General features: G+C 36.6%; 19 protein-coding genes. 3 read left to right on the forward strand and 16 right to left on the reverse strand.

From position 1 onward, the window contains the following. The 4 genes from ccpA to KPL75_RS10020 form a co-directional block, all read right to left on the reverse strand. Window positions 1-999 carry a catabolite control protein A gene (gene ccpA, locus KPL75_RS10005; protein WP_219920546.1) on the reverse strand — a complete coding sequence of 333 codons (999 nt, stop codon included), beginning with the start codon at window positions 997-999 and terminating at the stop codon, window positions 1-3. Between the two features lie 387 nt (window positions 1000-1386). After that, window positions 1387-2403: a CamS family sex pheromone protein gene (locus KPL75_RS10010; protein WP_219920547.1), complete on the reverse strand. Its 1017-nt coding sequence runs from the start codon at window positions 2401-2403 to the stop codon at window positions 1387-1389. Between the two features lie 113 nt (window positions 2404-2516). Beyond that, entirely contained in the window at window positions 2517-2843 is a 327-nt protein-coding gene (gene ytxJ / locus KPL75_RS10015) for a bacillithiol system redox-active protein YtxJ (RefSeq protein WP_002145356.1), read from the reverse strand. Window positions 2844-2845: 2 nt separating this feature from the next. Continuing rightward, the gene (locus KPL75_RS10020) at window positions 2846-3355 is read right to left on the reverse strand and encodes a DUF948 domain-containing protein (protein ID WP_083595995.1); all 510 of its coding nucleotides are present in this window, start codon (window positions 3353-3355) and stop codon (window positions 2846-2848) included. Window positions 3356-3542: 187 nt separating this feature from the next. On the opposite strand from KPL75_RS10020, the gene KPL75_RS10025 reads away from it, so the two are divergent. Then, on the forward strand, window positions 3543-4658 hold the full coding sequence (locus KPL75_RS10025; protein ID WP_219920548.1) for an aminopeptidase: 1116 nt from the start codon (window positions 3543-3545) through the stop codon (window positions 4656-4658). Between the two features lie 40 nt (window positions 4659-4698). On the opposite strand, the gene KPL75_RS10030 is transcribed toward KPL75_RS10025, so the two are convergent. The 7 genes from KPL75_RS10030 to KPL75_RS10060 form a co-directional block, all read right to left on the reverse strand. Next, on the reverse strand, window positions 4699-5133 hold the full coding sequence (locus KPL75_RS10030) for a hypothetical protein (RefSeq protein WP_219920549.1): 435 nt from the start codon (window positions 5131-5133) through the stop codon (window positions 4699-4701). Between the two features lie 13 nt (window positions 5134-5146). Beyond that, entirely contained in the window at window positions 5147-5329 is a 183-nt protein-coding gene (locus tag KPL75_RS10035; RefSeq protein ID WP_219920550.1) for a hypothetical protein, read from the reverse strand. After that, window positions 5326-5730, reverse strand: a complete 405-nt coding sequence (locus tag KPL75_RS10040; protein ID WP_219920551.1) for a PH domain-containing protein — start codon at window positions 5728-5730, stop codon at window positions 5326-5328. Before KPL75_RS10040 ends, KPL75_RS10035 begins: the two co-directional genes overlap by 4 nt. 76 nt (window positions 5731-5806) lie before the next feature. After that, window positions 5807-6298, reverse strand: coding sequence for a GNAT family N-acetyltransferase (locus tag KPL75_RS10045; protein WP_219920552.1), 492 nt, complete (start codon window positions 6296-6298; stop codon window positions 5807-5809). After that, complete coding sequence (locus KPL75_RS10050; RefSeq protein ID WP_219920553.1) at window positions 6295-6843, reverse strand: GNAT family N-acetyltransferase; 549 nt, start codon at window positions 6841-6843, stop codon at window positions 6295-6297. The genes KPL75_RS10045 and KPL75_RS10050 overlap by 4 nt, the downstream gene beginning before the upstream one ends. 55 nt (window positions 6844-6898) lie before the next feature. Further along, on the reverse strand, window positions 6899-7804 hold the full coding sequence (locus KPL75_RS10055; RefSeq protein WP_219920554.1) for a DMT family transporter: 906 nt from the start codon (window positions 7802-7804) through the stop codon (window positions 6899-6901). Next, window positions 7797-8207: a MerR family transcriptional regulator gene (locus tag KPL75_RS10060; RefSeq protein ID WP_219920555.1), complete on the reverse strand. Its 411-nt coding sequence runs from the start codon at window positions 8205-8207 to the stop codon at window positions 7797-7799. Before KPL75_RS10060 ends, KPL75_RS10055 begins: the two co-directional genes overlap by 8 nt. A gap of 122 nt (window positions 8208-8329) precedes the next feature. Here KPL75_RS10060 and KPL75_RS10065 point away from each other — a divergent pair, with 122 nt between their 5' ends. Together KPL75_RS10065 and KPL75_RS10070 are read left to right on the forward strand one after the other, a co-directional pair. Then, on the forward strand, window positions 8330-8674 hold the full coding sequence (locus tag KPL75_RS10065) for a PadR family transcriptional regulator (RefSeq protein ID WP_219920556.1): 345 nt from the start codon (window positions 8330-8332) through the stop codon (window positions 8672-8674). After that, window positions 8671-9333 carry an HAAS signaling domain-containing protein gene (locus KPL75_RS10070; RefSeq protein WP_219920557.1) on the forward strand — a complete coding sequence of 221 codons (663 nt, stop codon included), beginning with the start codon at window positions 8671-8673 and terminating at the stop codon, window positions 9331-9333. The genes KPL75_RS10065 and KPL75_RS10070 overlap by 4 nt, the downstream gene beginning before the upstream one ends. Before the next feature lie 54 nt (window positions 9334-9387). Here KPL75_RS10070 and murC read toward each other — a convergent pair whose 3' ends face one another. From murC to KPL75_RS10095, 5 genes are all read right to left on the reverse strand, one after another. After that, the gene (murC, locus tag KPL75_RS10075; protein WP_219920558.1) at window positions 9388-10698 is read right to left on the reverse strand and encodes a UDP-N-acetylmuramate--L-alanine ligase; all 1311 of its coding nucleotides are present in this window, start codon (window positions 10696-10698) and stop codon (window positions 9388-9390) included. Between the two features lie 251 nt (window positions 10699-10949). Beyond that, complete coding sequence (locus tag KPL75_RS10080) at window positions 10950-12068, reverse strand: nicotinate phosphoribosyltransferase (protein WP_219920559.1); 1119 nt, start codon at window positions 12066-12068, stop codon at window positions 10950-10952. A 61-nt stretch (window positions 12069-12129) separates the two neighbouring features. Next, window positions 12130-15945 carry a DNA translocase FtsK gene (locus KPL75_RS10085; protein WP_219920560.1) on the reverse strand — a complete coding sequence of 1272 codons (3816 nt, stop codon included), beginning with the start codon at window positions 15943-15945 and terminating at the stop codon, window positions 12130-12132. Window positions 15946-16102: 157 nt separating this feature from the next. Beyond that, window positions 16103-17059 carry an N-acetylmuramoyl-L-alanine amidase gene (locus tag KPL75_RS10090; protein ID WP_219920561.1) on the reverse strand — a complete coding sequence of 319 codons (957 nt, stop codon included), beginning with the start codon at window positions 17057-17059 and terminating at the stop codon, window positions 16103-16105. Between the two features lie 41 nt (window positions 17060-17100). Beyond that, complete coding sequence (locus KPL75_RS10095; protein ID WP_219920562.1) at window positions 17101-17445, reverse strand: thiamine transporter; 345 nt, start codon at window positions 17443-17445, stop codon at window positions 17101-17103. Between the last annotated feature and the right edge of the window lie 42 nt (window positions 17446-17487).

The following is a 17487-nucleotide window of genomic DNA, read 5'->3' on the forward strand; positions in this document are numbered from 1 at the left end:
TTACTTCGTTGAATCTCTAAATTGGATACGGTGAGGTAAGATAACTGAGTGATCTTCTACTTTTTCTTTGTTCATATATTTCGTTAGTAGACGCATTGCTACTGCACCGATATCATACATTGGTTGTACAACTGTTGAAAGTTGCGGACGAACCATTAATGCAAGACGTGTGTTATCAAAACCAAGCACTTCGATATCAGTTGGTACGTTTAATCCCGCGTCTTGTGCTGCGTGGATTACACCTAGTGCCATTTCATCAGAAGATACGAAGATTGCTGTTGGTTTTTCATCAATGCTCCAAAGTCTTTCAAACGCTTCTATACCTGAATCATATGTGTAATCTCCATCAATTATAAGATTTTCATCATATGAAATACCTGCTTCTTCTAAAGCTTTTTTATAACCTTCTAACTTCTTCGCGCTTCCTGCTTTATCAATGAAAGGACCAGAGACGAAACCGATACGTTTATGTCCTTGCTCAATAAAATGCTTCATTGCATCGTAAGCCGCTTGTGTATAATCAATATTTACTGATGACGTTTCATTTTGCTCATCAAATGACGCAGCTAATACAATTGGTACTGGAGATTTTTTGAACTCTTCAACGTGAATATCTGTAATATCTTCACCCATGAAAACAATTCCGTCCACTTGTTTCCCAAGCATCGTATTTAATAAGTGGAACTCTTTCTCTTTGTTTTGGTCAGAGTTACTTAAAATGATGTTATATTTGTACATTGTTGCGATATCTTCAATTCCACGAGCAAGTTCTGCATAAAACGTATTTGAGATATCAGGAATAATAACACCCACTGTAGTTGTCTTCTTACTTGCTAGTCCACGTGCTACCGCATTCGGGCGGTATCCTAAACGATCAATTGCTTCTAATACTTTCTTTCTTGTTGTAGGCTTTACATTTGGGTTACCATTCACAACACGTGATACGGTAGCCATTGAAACATTTGCTTCACGCGCTACATCATAGATTGTTACGTTCATCTCTTCGCACACTCCTTCTATTTATGTTATCTATTTTTATGTATCGGTTCACTTGAATGAAAAAAAGACATCAACTCTATTTGCAGATGCCAACAATCGTCCCGAGTTCTTCCTTTTACTAATGATACGATAAAAACGCTGGGTCATACAATATTTTCCCGCAAAAGTTTCGAAAAAATTCGCTTCTTTTCTCGTATTTTCGTATTTTTTATGCAAAAAAGGGCAATTTTTGTAAAAAAGCTATGTAACACGGGCTACATAGACTAAGAAATCTTTTTATAATTTACTTCCGAATACTTTTAATTCTTTCATAAACTCATTGAACTGCGGAAAATTTATAAAATAAAATAAAATAAAAAAGACAGCTTAAAAACTGTCTTTTTTATTTTATAGGAAAGAAACAAACGGTTTATCGCTGTTCTTCTCTTTTATAATAACAGCCTCGATTTTACTCTCGGACTTTATCTGTAATTGAACTTTAGCATCTTTAGGGAATTGTTCTAACATACTTTGAACAGCTATTTGAGAGAATGCCATTAATTCTGACTTACCATTATATTTAACGACAATATCCATCTTTAATTTATCCATCTTATTTTGCTTATAAGAAATCTTAGCATTAACAGGGATATAATCTCCTGGAGAAAATGCCTTCATTGCTTTAGAAAAATTCTTTAGCTTATCATTATCTTCCCCATGTGCCCCCTCAAATTCTTGAGAAGGATACGAATACGACTTTTCATCAATAGTATCCCAATTTCCAAGGTTAGTCTCGTTCTTTTGAACAGTAGCGCTTGAAATATAAGTACCATTCTTCAAAGAACTTGTACTTTCTTGCTTGAATATAGCAAATGTAATTGGAGATTTGTTATATTTATCATTTTTATTAATAGCTTCTATAAGCCCCTTAGCGACTTCAGTGCCTTTAGAAATAGCTTCCTCATTAGATACACTTGAAGACATAGATAAACCAATAACAACACCAGATAAGCTTAGTTCATTTGAATTCTGTTTGCCGAAGTAGTCCTGTTCTATAATATTAGTCAAAACTGGTACTTCTTGTTTCGTAACTAATTCATCAATTGTTTTCTCTGGAATATATTGATTTAATTGTAATACGTAATTTTCTGTATCGAATTGTTTTGAAGCAATATTCATTAAACCATTTTCATATTCTGCCAAATCTAGTTTAGAATTAGTTTTAACATTAACTGTATTAATTACCTTTTGTTCTTTTAAAGGAATAACAGTTCTATAGTAATCCTTAGAAACAGCATTTCTTGGAATCATACTTTTTTCTTTCGTATCTTTCTGTACAACTTCATCTTTCTTCTCAATAGTATTATTGCTGCAAGCCCCCAGTAATAAACTTAAGCTTGCGATGCATAACGCCATTTTCTTCATTGCTTAAAACCCACTTTCAAAAGTCAATTTACTTAGTTTTAATGTATCTATAGTGTACCATTAAATATATTGCAACAAAATAAAAAAGAAGCAAGCCCTTCGCTTGCCTCCCCCTATTTTACATTCTCTTCTAAAGCCTCTTTTTTAATATTCCAATGCGATGTATGCCATACTACCATTCCATCTTTTATGTATAACACTTGCGGAGATTCATGTTTAATGCTGTACTGCTCTGCAACATGGTTCGAAACATCTCTCGCATCTTGTACGTATAAATAATATGCTGGCACTTCTCTTTCTTCACCACAATACGCTTGAAACTCTGTATATGCACCGTGACTAATTGGACATGTCGTACTATGTTTAAAAAGAACATAAGGCTCGTTCTTTTCTACTAACGCTTCAAGTTCTTCAATCGTTTCAATCTTCATCATACTCATCGTTACTCACCTCTCATGCGAAGTCTAGAGCGCTTCTCTCTCTTTTCAGCCTTCTGCTCAGCTCTCTCAAGTTTACGCTCTTCTTTTTCAACCTTTTTCTCTTGTCTCGTAGCACGGTAATGGTTGTATACTTCAATTGCTGCGCTGCTCCACTGTACAACTTGTGCTACTTTATCCGCATTATTTTCAATTTCGTCCGTAACAGACTCTGAAACATTGCGAAGCTTCGTATTTAAAGAGTGAATCGTCGTTCCGATTCCATCTACACCTTCTACTACTTTATTTAGCGACTGTGACTTCTGTTGAATATCATCAGCTAACGCATTTGTCTTATGTAATAATTGCTCCGTCTCTACGCTTATTCCTTGCATTTGCTTTTCTAGACCTTCTAACGTGCTTGCAACGTTTTCTAACGTCTTCTGAACCGATAACAACGTTCTGCATACATACACTACTAATACAGCGAAAGCAACCGCAATAATAGCCGCACTTACATATAAAAGAACTTGCATTTCATCACTTCCTTTATCTTTTTCATACTTTCTCTTATTATACAATCATTTTCCGTTTCGTTCTAATCCCTATCTTATCATTAGAATTTTCATACTTATTCGTTAACTGTAACATAAATCATTCAACAAATTCCACTAAGTAGGTTACAATAGGAGAGGATACATAATTAGTAGGGAGGCTTTACATATGAAAGATCCACGTATTGAAAAGTTAGCATACAATTTAATTAACTACTCTATCCGATTACAAAAAGGTGAGAAAGTATTAATTGAAAACTTTGGCTTACAAAAAGAACTTGTAACAGCACTTGTAAAAGAAGCATATGCAGCTGGTGGTTTCCCATTCGTTTCTTTAAAAGATCATCAAGTAGATCGCTCTTTATTAATGGGTGCTACTGAAGAACATTTCGAACAAATCGCTGCATATGAAGCGAGCGTAATGAAAGATATGGATGCTTACATTGGCCTTCGCTCTGGTGATAACATTAACGAACAAGCCGATGTTCCAAGTGAACGTATGAAAGTTCACGGCCAAACAGTTGGTAAAAAGGTTCATAGAGACATCCGTGTTCCGAAAACACGCTGGGTTGTTCTTCGCTACCCAAATGCTTCTATGGCACAGCTTGCTAAAATGAGCACAGAAGCTTTCGAAGACTTCTACTTCGAGGTATGTAACTTAGATTACGGTAAAATGGATAAGGCAATGGATAGCCTTGTTACATTAATGAATAAAACAGATAAGGTTCGCTTAACTGGCCCTGGAACTGACTTAACATTCTCTATTAAAGACATTCCAGCTATTAAATGCTCAGGTCATTTAAACATTCCAGATGGTGAAGTATATTCTGCACCAGTTCGCGATTCTGTTAACGGTACAGTTTCTTACAACACACCATCACCTTACAACGGCTATACATTTGAAAATGTACAACTTAAGTTTGAGAATGGCCAAATCGTTAACGCGACTGCAAACGATACAGAGCGCATTAACAAAATCTTCGATACAGACGAAGGCGCACGCTACGTTGGTGAGTTCGCAATCGGCGTAAACCCATACATCTTACATCCAATGGGAGACATTCTATTCGATGAAAAAATCGATGGCAGCTTCCACTTCACACCTGGACAAGCCTATGACGATGCATGGAACGGCAACAACTCTAACATCCACTGGGATTTAGTATGCATTCAGCGCCCTGAATACGGCGGCGGTGAAATTTACTTCGACGACGTATTAATCCGTAAAGACGGACGATTCGTTGTAACTGAACTAGAAGCTTTAAACCCAGAGAACTTAAAATAATATGAAAAGCGCTCGGAATTCTATCCGAGCGCTTTTTTCATTAATACTCTAATAACTTTTTAGCCACATCTTCTTGTACTTTAAAACTCATTTTCTTATTGTTCATTTCAATCTCAACATAAGGAACATCTTTATATACTGTCATAGTACCAATTTCATGTAACTCTTTTTTACCTTTACTCGAATCCAATAATTTCGGTGTATCCTCTTGATACATTTTAAACGTTTTCCCTTGCGGAGTATCCATAGGAGCCGATTCCATTTCCCACTCATCCATTTTCATTACTTCAAACAACTTTTTAATTTCTTTCTTATCAGTAATTGTTTTTTTATCACTCGAATCAGTAAACGATTCAATTTCAATTTTTTGCGCTTTTTCTAAGTTCATATCTTCCTTTTCCTTCTTCGCACTACACCCTACGAAAAGAACGGATGCCGTTAACAGAAGCAAAAATAACATACAGACTTTTTTCATTTCTAATCCCCCCTTATACGGAACCACTTTTCTCGCTTTTTGTTTGCTGAAAATGAAAATAATATAAAAGCGCCACTGCAATAGTACCTATTAATATTGGTACATATAGAGGCAGATCCCATTTCATATATACTCTAGTGCAACCAACGAGCACAAACAAAATTTCTAAACAGAATAAAGGTTTTACATATTTCATTTCTTACCTACCATTTCTATTTTCACATTTGGGTTCTCTTTCTCGATAAGCGCCAAAAATTCATTCATATGTTGCGGCATCGTAACCATATGTACTTTGTATGCATTCGTCGTAATTTCAAGGTATTTCCCAACTTGACGAATGATTCTTATCTCTTTCAATACGATATCGTCATTTAAAATGCCGTACTTTAATACACCATTTTCTACTTTATGCTTTTTAATAAATACTTCCCAAACGAGTGGCACATTTACAAGGAAGCATAAACCCATTCCAATTAACGCTGACATCCACTGCTCTTTATTTGAGATAATCATGACAAGTGGATATACGAACATAAAAACTAACGTGAGACAAACGAAAATTACTACTGACTTACTTCTTTGAATCGGAAAGTCCATACCTACACCCCCTAACCTAAATTATACCACTTTTTCCATTTTAGTCATGAAAAAAGGCCATTTCTGAATGACCTTCTTAAACGATATACCTATAGAATTTCTTATCTACCTGTAACACTGGAAAACTTTTTGGCAGCTCATCTATACTCACACTTTGGAAATCATTCTTTTCATAAAAACGATGCGCTGCTAAAAACTTCACTGTCGTTCCTAAGTAAATATCTTTCAGCTTTTTATTCTCAGCCCACGAAATTGCTGTTTGGAGCAACTTATGTGATGCGCCCCACCCTTTTCCCCGAAATTCTTTTTTTACGAACATTTTTCTTAGCGCTACTTGTTGATTCTCAATATCTAATAAAGCTACTGTTCCAACTACTTTATCATCATAAGTTGCTATCCAAAAGTTTCCATGATCCCTTTGATAGAACGTTTCTATTTCAAGCAGGTCGGGCTGCTCTTCTTTCGTAATGGGAACATTGTACTCTTTTTGCTGAATATGAACGATAAGATCTATTACTTCATCTTGAAACGTACTTTCATATGGAATAATGCGTATCTTCTCGTTCATCGGATCTCCTTCCACTCTGAAGCTAGTAAACTATATACAGCGATATCGTGAAAATGATCGTATAGCCATTCATCATCTCTTAAAATACCATCTAACTTAAAACCTAAACGCTCTGGAATAGCGCGGCTTTTCACGTTTTCAACACCGCATCTAATTTCTATTTTATTTAATTTTAAATTCTCAAATGCATAGTGAAGTACAGCTTTCACGCTACGCGTCATAATACCTGTCCCACCAGCATCTTCTGCCAGATAATATCCGAGACTTGCTGCTTTCTTCCCCCAACTTACTGGATGAATACCTACCATCCCAACGAGCTTTCCTTTGTAACGTATACCACTTTCAAAACCGTCTCCCTCTGCAAACTTCTTTAACCACATCGGACAAATTTCATCATACGCACCAGCAGATTTCATCCCATCTACCCAAGGAAGCCATCTTCTTAAATGGTTACGGTTTTGGTTTATTAATTGATATAGTTCCTCTTTATGATGCTTCTCTAATAACTGTAATTCGATTTCGTCATCTACTCGAAGTGTGAACATGCTTTTTAGCCCCTTTTAGTTTTCTTATTATTCTAACACTTATAGATGTAAATTGTTAAATATTCACACTTTCTTTTGGTTTTCTTTGTATAAAACCAGAAGAACACAATACTCCCGTAACAACTAATATCATTCCTACAGATTGTGCGGATGTTATATTGACTCCTTCAATATAAGAAATAAGCATTGTAACAACAGGCACTAAATTAAAAAATAAAGATGTTCTCGCTGCACCAATTTGAGCAACCCCATTATTCCACCATAAGTAACCGAGCACACTCATTCCGATTGCCATAAAGAGAATCGCTCCCCAAGCTAATAGGGGAATTTCCAAAACTGGTACTATACTTTTTTGCGTAGAAGATATCATAATAAAGGCAAGAGCACCAATAGTCATCGTATATATCGTAGTTTGTATTGGACTCCCCGTTTTAATAAACCTTCTGCTTAATACACCGTATAACGCCCAGCAAATATTCCCTAATAAAATATAAAAATCCCCTTTTGAAAATGATAAGTTTTGTAGTATTGTAAACGAACCTTGTGTAAGTACAAAAACAACACCAAGTAATGCAAGTAACATTCCAATAGCCTGACGTTTTATAATTTTTTCTCGTAAAATAAAACGTGCTAACAGCGTCGTAACGAGCGGATTCGTCGCCATAATCAGTGCACCATTCATGGCTTCTGTATGTTTCATACCTAAAAAGAAAAAGAAATTAAAACCGAATACACCAACAATACCTAACAACAGGTAATAAGCCCTATTCTCCCTCCATACCGCTACTTCAAAATCTTTTCGTATTTTTAACAAACATAACATCACAAGTGCAGCAATTCCAAAGCGCCATGCTGCTATATGAATCGCTTCGAAATACTGCACGGCATATTTCGAAGCATTAAATGTCCCACCAGTGCAAATCGCAAATCCAAGTAACTGAGCGTATACTTTATTATTCATTGTCAGCCTCCGAGTTTTTCTCTTCTAGAAAACCATAATAAATTCCTAACTTCTCCTCCGTTAGCTGAACAACTTTTTGCAATTGTTCCTGTTGTTCTTTTAATCGCTCCAAGTGAGTTGTTAAAATTGAAATTCTCTTTTTTACTTTCGCTGGTACTTCCTCTTTTCTCTGCCTAATTTCCTCTATAATACATCCATCACTTGCAAACTCGGTCATCTCTTCTAATGACATTCCAGTTTGTTTTAACGAATATAAAAATTTTAATAGGCGCACATCACCTTCTGTATATTGACGAATCCCGCTATTTCGCGTTGGTGGTGGTAATAATCCTAATTTCTCATAGTAACGCAAAGTATGAATGCCCATCCCTGTTAACTCTGCTACTTCACCGATTTTATACATGTTCTCTCCCCCTTGTTTTTACATTTTCATCTTACAACCTAGAGTTAGCTCTAGGTCAATACGTAAATAAAAAACAACTATATATGATTGATATCTAGATATGAATCATATATAGTTAAAGTATGGAAAAAAATGATAATTTTATAATTCAATTACGTAAAGGTATTTTTGATCTCGCTATTTTGTCTTTAATAAGTAAACAACCTATGTACGGATACGAAATTACAAGCTCATTACAAGATATCCCCGTGTTTCATATCCCGAACGGTTCGATTTACCCTATATTAAATCGAATCACGAAAAACAATTGGGCTGTTTCCTATTGGGAAGAGTCCGGTGATGGGCCAAAAAGAAAATACTATCGCATTACAGACGAAGGGAGAGAAATTTTAAATAGTCGCTTACATGATTATGATGCAGTGTATCATGCTCTAATGTTACTAGCTAAAGGAGAGGATAAAAAATGAACAAAGAACAATTCTTTTCAAATGAACTCATTACTTCTTTCTTACATGATCTTCATAAAGGTTTAATGAACTTACCTATATCAGCAAGAGAACAACATGTGCTAGAAATCAAGTCCGATTTATATGAAAATGCATTAAGTAAAGAAAGTGAAGGGATACCATTAGAAATCATCCCTTCACAAGTGATTGAAGAATTTCTTCCTCCAAAAGAATTAGCAAAGGAAATTGCAGGAGAATATACAGATGTTATTCAAGATGCACAGCAATCTACAAATACATTTATTAAATATTATTCCGGCCTATCTATCGGTCCACTCGGCGCTTTATCAGTGCCTATTGTACTCGGTTTTATAAATTTTTCTGCTAATTCACCATTTTTACTAGCCTTTATTGCAAGCAACATTTGGTTTATCTTTAGAGAAAACCATTGGAATATAGATTTATTAAAATACTTTAAAACAATTATTTTCATCAGTTCAAGACTGCTAATTGCTCTCCCATTCAGCTTTTTCGCTATTCGAATTATGATAACAAAACAATTCGATATGTTTTCATTCTATTATTTAATCGGATATATACTTTTTAGTTCAATTTATATCGTTTTATTAAAACAACTATACCAAAAAAATAAACAATACCAACATATCAACGCTTTTTAAAATATATCGAATACAACAAAAAAGACGCACAGCCACCGCTATGCGTCTTTCTTCTTACTTCTCTGCAACTTGAACTTCTTTTACATAAGCTGCTTCGAATTTTTGGATGTCACCTGCGCCCATGAAAATAAGAACGCCGTTTTTATGTTTCTTTAATACCTCTGTTGTTGTATCTGTAATAAGCTCTGCGCCATCGATACGTTTTTGCAGATCTTCAATTGTTAATTCACCTTTGTTTTCACGTGCCGATCCGAAAATATCACATAAGTATACTTGGTCCGCTTTACTTAGGCTTTCTGCGAACTCATCTAAGAACTTTTCTGTACGTGAGAATGTATGTGGCTGGAATACAGCAACAACTTCACGCTCTGGATGTTTTTGACGAGCTGCTTCAATCGTTGCATTAATTTCTGTCGGATGGTGTGCATAGTCATCAATGATAACTTGCTCTCCCATCGGTTTTTCATTAAAGCGACGTTTAACACCTTCAAATGTTGTTAGTTGATGTTTAACCGCTTCTACATCAACGTCTTCGTAATGGCAAAGCGCGATAACTGCTAATGCATTTAATACGCTGTGATCGCCGTATCCTGTAATTTTGAACGTGTCATAATACGTATTACGAACGAATACATCGAATATAGTACCATCAGTTCTCTTTTGAATGTTACGTGCTTGGAAATCATTATCTTCTCCAAATCCATAGAAAATAACAGGTACTTTCGCTTGAATTTTTTGAAGTTCTTCATCATCACCACATGCAATAATACCTTTTTTCACTTGTAATGCCATCTCTTGGAATGCATTAAATACATCATTGATGTCTGTAAAATAATCTGGGTGATCGAAATCGATATTTGTCATGATTGCATAGTCTGGATAGTAAGACAAGAAATGACGACGATACTCACAAGCTTCAAATACAAAATACTTACTATTTTCTACCCCATGCCCAGTTCCATCTCCAATAAGGTAAGATGTTGGGTGTGCACCTTGCATTACATGGGCTAACAAACCTGTAGTTGATGTTTTTCCATGTGCACCAGTTACTGCAACACTTGTGTACTGATTCATAAGGTCACCTAAGAAGTGATGATAACGATGTACTGGGATATTTAATTCTTTTGCTGCTACGATTTCTTCATGCGTATCAGGAAATGCGTTTCCCGCGATAATCACTTGTCCTTCTTTAATATTATTTGTATCAAAAGGAAGGATGGAAATACCACGCTTTTCCAATGCTGTTTGTGTAAAGAAACGCTTTTCATAATCAGACCCTTGAACAGTATGCTTCATGTCATGAAGAATTTGTGCTAATGAACTCATTCCTGTTCCTTTAATTCCTACAAAATGGTAAACTGTCATCTTAAAGAACCTCCAACATTTCGAACTAATACAACGGCCTATCTATAAGACAGTATATGAATCTTTTCTTATTTTGGTAATCATCATACATTTCTGATGCAGTGAATTTCTTTTTATATTCACTTATCAGTGATAAACTCGTACGTACTTCTTTTATGTCCATAACACATTTATTATAGCAAAAAACAAGCCGCTATACTATGATAACAGAAAAACTGATAGGGTCAATCACCTATCAGTTTTTCTCGCTTTTACATATCTTTTTTTGTTTCTAATTGAACACGCTCTAGACGTGGATTCGGACGGTATTTACGACCAGCTTTTGCTTCTGGTTTTCCATTTAATTCTACGTTATCACCAGTAAAACCAATATTCATTTTTAATAAGCTACTTCCTACTCCGTATATATCGACAGGAACATTTTGAGCTTCAAATTCACGAATACGTTTCTCATCAAACCCACCAGTTACAACGATATCTACATGTTGGAAACCTTCCTCATCAAGAGCCTTACGAAGTGCAAATACAAGTGATGGATTTACGCCACGCGGATCGAATGTTCCAAGTACTTCTGGATGACGAATGAAATATTGATCAATCATTGTACGAGACGTATCTACACGTACACCTTTTAATGTTGATCCAAATTCACGTGCTACGCGAAGTGCATCTGTAATGACATCATTGTTGTAATCAATTAGTACGACTAATTCATCTTCTGGGAATTTTTTATGATATGCCTTTGCTGCTTCAACAACATCACCATTAAACATTTGAATTAAAGCGTGAGGCATCGTCCCCATACCACTTCTGCCCCACCATTCATTCATTGCATGCGTCGCTTGCGCGCTCATACCTCCGATGTATGCCGCATAGCCGTCACCAGCTTGTTGAGTATAATGATCGTCACGATCTCCCATGAAAATAACCGGTTTTTCTTTATCTACACTACGTGCAGCTTGGACAACGTTATATACGTTTGTCGCAACTGATGTACGACGAGCTAAAATCCCATCAATTACACCTTCTAAAAAGCCGAAGTATTCATAAGGACCATGAATTGTTAGAACTGTTTCAAACGGACTAATATTATCGCCATCCTTTAAAGAATGAATTTCTAATTCCTCAGGATTTTTGGCGAATGTTTGTAGCAATGCGATTACCTCATCTGCTCCGCAAAGAACTGAATGTTCTTTTTGGAAAAACTGCATTGTTACAACACTGTTCGGGCGAAATTCTTCAATGATTTCTCTAGTTTTTAAAAAGTAAACGGCAGAGAACCAGCCTTCTCCAACACGTTCATCAAATTTAAATGTTTTATTTGTTAGTCGATTTATTTCACCTTTTAATTTTAATTCAATTTCTTTCATGTCGCTTTACTCCCTACTTTACTATCCAACATTTTCTCTTAGTATACAGCAAAACCGTTTACTATACATTCGTTTCCTGCATAGCGGCAAATTCATCCTCGGAAATAAGGACATCTCTCGGTTTCGTTCCTCTTGCTTCAGAAATAATCCCTTGCGACTCCATCTCTTCAATTAGACGTGCCGCACGATTATAACCAATGCGGAATTTTCTCTGTACAGAAGATGTGGACGCTCCCCCTTGCTCTACAACAAATTGACATGCATCAAAAAACAGTTCATCTTCAGACTCACTCTGCTCTGATTTTGCTAATAAATCCTCTTGCTTAAATAAATAGTTTGGCTTCATTTGCTTTTTCACATGATCAACTGTTCTTTCAATCTCATCATCTGATACGTATACACCTTGTACACGAACTGGTTTAGACGTGCCGTTTCCTAAAAATAGCATATCACCACGGCCAAGTAATTTCTCCGCGCCCCCAATATCGATAATCGTACGCGAATCAACTTGAGATGATACTGTAAACGCAATACGCGTTGGAATGTTTGATTTAATTAAACCTGTAATAACGTCTACAGATGGACGCTGCGTCGCAACTAATAAGTGAATACCACAAGCACGTGCTTTTTGTGCAATACGACAAATCGCTTCCTCAACATCACCAGGAGCAACCATCATTAAGTCCGCTAACTCGTCAATGACGATTACAATATAAGGTAATGTCTCACCTGGGATTTCTCTACCACTTACAATCGTATTGTAACGAGTTAAATCACGAGCACCAGCATGCGCAAACAATTCATAACGACGTTCCATCTCTTCAACTGCCCACTTTAGCGCAGCTGTTGCTGCTTTTACATCAGTAATAACAGGTGCTACAAGATGTGGAACAGAATTATATGGTGCAAGCTCAACCATCTTCGGATCAATTAGTATCAACTTCACTTCATGCGGCTTCGCTTTATATAAAATGCTTGTTAAAATCGCGTTAATGCACACACTTTTCCCTGAACCAGTTGCACCCGCAATAAGTCCATGTGGCATTTTTCGAATATCCGTCACAATTGGATCACCTGAAATATCAAGCCCCAGCGCAACTGTAAGCGGTGATTCACTCTTTGTAAATACAGGACTTCTTAAAATTTCACGCAGGAATACTGGCTTACTTTCCTTGTTTGGAACTTCAATTCCAATTGCACTCTTCCCTGGAATTGGCGCTTCAATTCGAATATCTTTCGCAGCTAAACTTAACTTAATATCATCACTTAAATTTGTAATTTTATTTACTTTCACACCTGGGTCTGGTTGTACTTCAAAACGAGTTACCGCCGGCCCTTGTGACACATTAATAACATGTGCTCCAACATGGAAATTATTAAATGTCGTATTTAATAATTCTTCCTGTTCTTCTAGCCACTCCGTATTATCTAATGCTGCCTGCTGTGGAATCGACAACAACGTTAATGACGGAAGTTCATATTTCGGTGGTGTTTGTAGTACGTTGCGCATATCGTTCTCTTTTCGATTTACAACATATGCTTTCTCTTGTACTTCCGTACTTGAAATTGGCTCCTGTACTTGTTCAGCCACAACTACTTGCTGCATTGGGTTTTCTTCCACTTGGGTTTCTACCACTACTTGCTGCATCCGGTTTTCTTCCACTTGGGTTTCTACCACTACTTGTTGCATTAGTTTTTCTTCCACTTGGGCTTCTACTACCACTTGCTGCATCGGGTTTTCTTCCACTTGAGCTTCTACTACCACTTGCTGCATCGGGTTTTCTTCCACTTGAGCTTCTACTACCACTTGCTGCATCGGGTTTTCTTCCACTTGGGTTTCTACCACTACTTGCTGCATCCGGTTTTCCGTTACTCGTTCACCGACAGTAGATTGCGTTACGTTCGCTCGTACCGCATGTCTTTCCATTAACTTCTTTCTGTCTTGTTTTAACATGACAACGTTAAATGGAACATGACGCTTTTTCTCACGTTTCGGCTCTTCTTTTTGTGCAGCCGGCTGTTCTTCAACAACTTGTTTCTTTTCTTCAGCTTCTTCAATTAAAACATTCGCAAAGCTTTGAACATCTTTCTTCGTTTGCTCATCTGCTTCTGAAACTGGCACGAATACTTCACTTTCTTCCATGAACTCAATTGTTTCTTGCTGAGAAATCACTGGTTGTTCTTCAACTGCTATATTTTCTAACGACTCTGTATTCATCGTTTCTTCAATTAATTCTTCTTGTGGTGTTTCCTCTAATTCCACAACTTCTTCTGCTTCTTTAGATTCCTCTAATTCCACAACTTCTTCTGCTTCTTTAGTTTCCTCTAATTCCGCAACTTCTTCTGCTTCCTCAGATTCTTCTAACTCCACAACTTCTGCTTCCTTAGATTCTTCTAATTCCACAACTTCTGCTTCCTTAGATTCCTCTAATTCTACAACTTCTTCTGCTTCCTTAGATTCTTCTAATTCCACAACTTCTTCTGCTTCCTCAGATTCTTCTAATTCCACAACTTCTTCTGCTTCCTCAGATTCTTCTAATTCCACAACTTCTGCTTCCTTAGCTTCTTCTAACTCCACAACTTCTGCTTCTTTAGTTTCTTCTAACTCCACAACTTCTTCTGCTTCCTCAGATCCCTCTAATTCCACAACTTCTGCTTCTTTAGCTTCTTCTAACTCCACAACTTCTGCTTCCTTAGCTTCTTCTAACTCCACAACTTCTGCTTCCTTAGCTTCTTCTAACTCCACAACTTCTTCTGCTTCCTCAGATTCCTCTAATTCCACAGCTCCTGCTTCTTCCTTAGATTCTTCTTCAAAAGCATCTGGTATTTCTATAGTAATTGTTTCCTCAAGCTTTTCATCTGCTTTTACAATCACTACATCTTCTAAGGGGTCTTCTTCAACTTGATTTGCTGCAACTTCAGCAACAGTTTCTTCTATTTCTGTATTACATTCATTTTCTTCTGTTAATATCGAATACACGTGCTCTACTTTAGAATCTATTGACTCTTCTTGTAAAGTTTCTTCGTTATCTTCTGTAGATGATAACGCCACTACATCTTGCTCCTGCTTCAAGGCTTGTACAATTGTAGCCTCTTCTTCCACATGCTGTCCTACTGTTTTATGAAGCAAATCATCACTTAGGCTTTCTTCTAATGAAGGGGCTTGACGTTCAACTTCGTAACCGTTTTTCTCTAACCATGTATCCACAACCGATTTTTCTTCTACTTTATTACTTCGTTCATTCACTCCGTTCTTAACAGATGAACTTCCTTGTAGAACTCCCGAAAAGTCAGATAATGTATATCCCTTTTTCTCTAACCATGCGTCAACAACAGCTTTTCCTTCAACAGATATTTCAAGATCTTCTCTTTCCTTTTCTTCCTCCTGCACAACCTTCGTTTCTACTGAAGGACGGTTATATCCATAAATCGGAGAAATCATTTCTGTTGGACGAAATGGTCTACGGTTACTTTCTTGCGACGGTACGAATGCTTTTTTTACGACAGGCTCTAGTTCCGGTTCATATTGCAATTCCGGTTCCTCATATGTAGGTGCTTCTGTTTCCACATACGGTCGTCTGTTTCTTTCCACCTTTATTCCTCTTTGAGTAGGCTGTTCTTCATATGCTCCTCTTTGAATAGGTTGTTCTTCAAAGTTAGGCTGTTCTCTTACATCCTCCTCATCGAAGCCATTATCTGGTATTAATGGAAAACGACATTTCCCTGCATTCCGATTTGCCATTTGTGCTTCTCTTGCTTCAGTGTAGTGGTTTACACGAGGAATTTTCGGCTGACTTACAATTTGCTTTGGTACTTCTTTATTCATCGCTGTTTTTTCTTCCTCTTTGTTAAACAGCTTTTTCATCCAATCTAACATGCTTACCACTCTTTCTACTAAATAGTAACAACCTTTATTGTATCAGCATTCGGCAAAAAGTGCAGGTAAAATTAAGCATATTAACTTTATCCATAATATTCTAATTTACGAGTGTTTTGTATATAGAAAAAAGCAGCCTTCCATATAAGACTGCAGTTTAAGCTTTATTTTTCCGATATTCATCTACACTATCCGTCACGCTTTGTAATAAAGAATTTACATACTGTGGGTCAGATAATTTTTTGTCTTCTTCTGGGTTTGACATAAATCCAAGTTCTAATAGTACTCCAGGTACTTTCGACCAATTAAATCCAGAAAGGTCATCTCGAAATTTAATTCCATTTACTTTCACCTGATGATTTTCCCTCATTTTGTTTACAATTGTTTGGGAGACTTGAAGACTTTCAGTATAGATTTCTTTCGTATATTGATTTCCTTCTGCTGGCGTCAATACAGCGAACCCACTTTGGTTTGGATTTTCAGAACCGTCCGCGTGAAGACGTAAAAATAAATTCGCCTTATGATCATTCGCGAATGTCGCTCGTTCCTTATTACTTATATCAACCTCATGTGACGTTCTCGTCATCAATACTTGTATACCTTTTGCTTCCAGTTTTTCTTTCAATATAAAAGCCATCTCTAATACAAGAACTGATTCCCTCTTTTTCGTTACAACTCCCGTTGTTCCGTCTGTTACTTTATATTTTTTCGTAGTTGCTCCTGGACCAATTGGCTCTAAATTTAAATTCGCTTTTTGTTGATGCCCTGGATCAATAACGACGAGAAACTTTTCTTGTTTCTCCTTACTCTCTACTTTTTGTTCATTATTTTGTACGGGCTGTTCAGTTTGCTGCGCAGGTAGGACTGCTTCTTTCTTTTCTGGGGTCGGCACTTCCTCCTGCTTAGGCTCCGCTTGCTCAATCGTTTGAATAGCTTGCGGCTCTTCTTTCTTTTCTTGCTCTTCCTGCTGCTTTTCTACCGGTGCGTCTTCCTTATTCTCTTTGCTTGTTTCTCGTACAGAAGATGTCGTTTCCTTTTTAGGTTGTTCTTGTGAACAACCTCCCATATATACTCCAATGACTGCAATAGCGCTCATTATTTTTATATACTTCATTTTTCTCTCCTATCACTTTGCACCGGACTCAAAGCATTTTCTTATAGTATTTTTACAATATCATCTATATTCCCGATATAAATCGGTTGCCACGTTTCCGTACCGCGCTCAGCTGTATAAATAGGGTAAGTATCTTCATCTACATTAACGAAAATAGGATCGCCCATATCCGTTTCATATCCGATAACAATCCATCCTTCTTGCCATTTTCCGCTTTCTTTACTTATTAATGAATTTTTATGTTTATCATATTGGTAACCGATTTGTCCTTTTTCTAATTCATCTTCGCTAAATAAATATATTTCATAGGAACCTAACTCGATATCTTGTTGTTTTGAAGTTTCAATTCGTTTCAGAAGTTCTGCGATTTTTGGTTGTTGTTTCATACGTCTATCCCCTTCTTTTTTCTAAATTTTACCTAATCTATT

The organism is Bacillus sp. NP247, from assembly GCF_018966865.1.
GTDB lineage: Bacteria > Bacillota > Bacilli > Bacillales > Bacillaceae_G > Bacillus_A.

Coding starts and splice junctions, on each gene's coding strand:
- ccpA (WP_219920546.1), bottom strand. CDS start 999: ATGAACGTAACAATCTATGATGTAGCGCGTGAAGCAAATGTTTCAATG.
- KPL75_RS10010 (WP_219920547.1), bottom strand. CDS start 2,403: ATGAAGAAAATGGCGTTATGCATCGCAAGCTTAAGTTTATTACTGGGG.
- ytxJ (WP_002145356.1), bottom strand. CDS start 2,843: ATGAGTATGATGAAGATTGAAACGATTGAAGAACTTGAAGCGTTAGTA.
- KPL75_RS10020 (WP_083595995.1), bottom strand. CDS start 3,355: ATGCAAGTTCTTTTATATGTAAGTGCGGCTATTATTGCGGTTGCTTTC.
- KPL75_RS10025 (WP_219920548.1), top strand. CDS start 3,543: ATGAAAGATCCACGTATTGAAAAGTTAGCATACAATTTAATTAACTAC.
- KPL75_RS10030 (WP_219920549.1), bottom strand. CDS start 5,133: ATGAAAAAAGTCTGTATGTTATTTTTGCTTCTGTTAACGGCATCCGTT.
- KPL75_RS10035 (WP_219920550.1), bottom strand. CDS start 5,329: ATGAAATATGTAAAACCTTTATTCTGTTTAGAAATTTTGTTTGTGCTC.
- KPL75_RS10040 (WP_219920551.1), bottom strand. CDS start 5,730: ATGGACTTTCCGATTCAAAGAAGTAAGTCAGTAGTAATTTTCGTTTGT.
- KPL75_RS10045 (WP_219920552.1), bottom strand. CDS start 6,298: ATGAACGAGAAGATACGCATTATTCCATATGAAAGTACGTTTCAAGAT.
- KPL75_RS10050 (WP_219920553.1), bottom strand. CDS start 6,843: ATGTTCACACTTCGAGTAGATGACGAAATCGAATTACAGTTATTAGAG.
- KPL75_RS10055 (WP_219920554.1), bottom strand. CDS start 7,804: ATGAATAATAAAGTATACGCTCAGTTACTTGGATTTGCGATTTGCACT.
- KPL75_RS10060 (WP_219920555.1), bottom strand. CDS start 8,207: ATGTATAAAATCGGTGAAGTAGCAGAGTTAACAGGGATGGGCATTCAT.
- KPL75_RS10065 (WP_219920556.1), top strand. CDS start 8,330: ATGGAAAAAAATGATAATTTTATAATTCAATTACGTAAAGGTATTTTT.
- KPL75_RS10070 (WP_219920557.1), top strand. CDS start 8,671: ATGAACAAAGAACAATTCTTTTCAAATGAACTCATTACTTCTTTCTTA.
- murC (WP_219920558.1), bottom strand. CDS start 10,698: ATGACAGTTTACCATTTTGTAGGAATTAAAGGAACAGGAATGAGTTCA.
- KPL75_RS10080 (WP_219920559.1), bottom strand. CDS start 12,068: ATGAAAGAAATTGAATTAAAATTAAAAGGTGAAATAAATCGACTAACA.
- KPL75_RS10085 (WP_219920560.1), bottom strand. CDS start 15,945: ATGTTAGATTGGATGAAAAAGCTGTTTAACAAAGAGGAAGAAAAAACA.
- KPL75_RS10090 (WP_219920561.1), bottom strand. CDS start 17,059: ATGAAGTATATAAAAATAATGAGCGCTATTGCAGTCATTGGAGTATAT.
- KPL75_RS10095 (WP_219920562.1), bottom strand. CDS start 17,445: ATGAAACAACAACCAAAAATCGCAGAACTTCTGAAACGAATTGAAACT.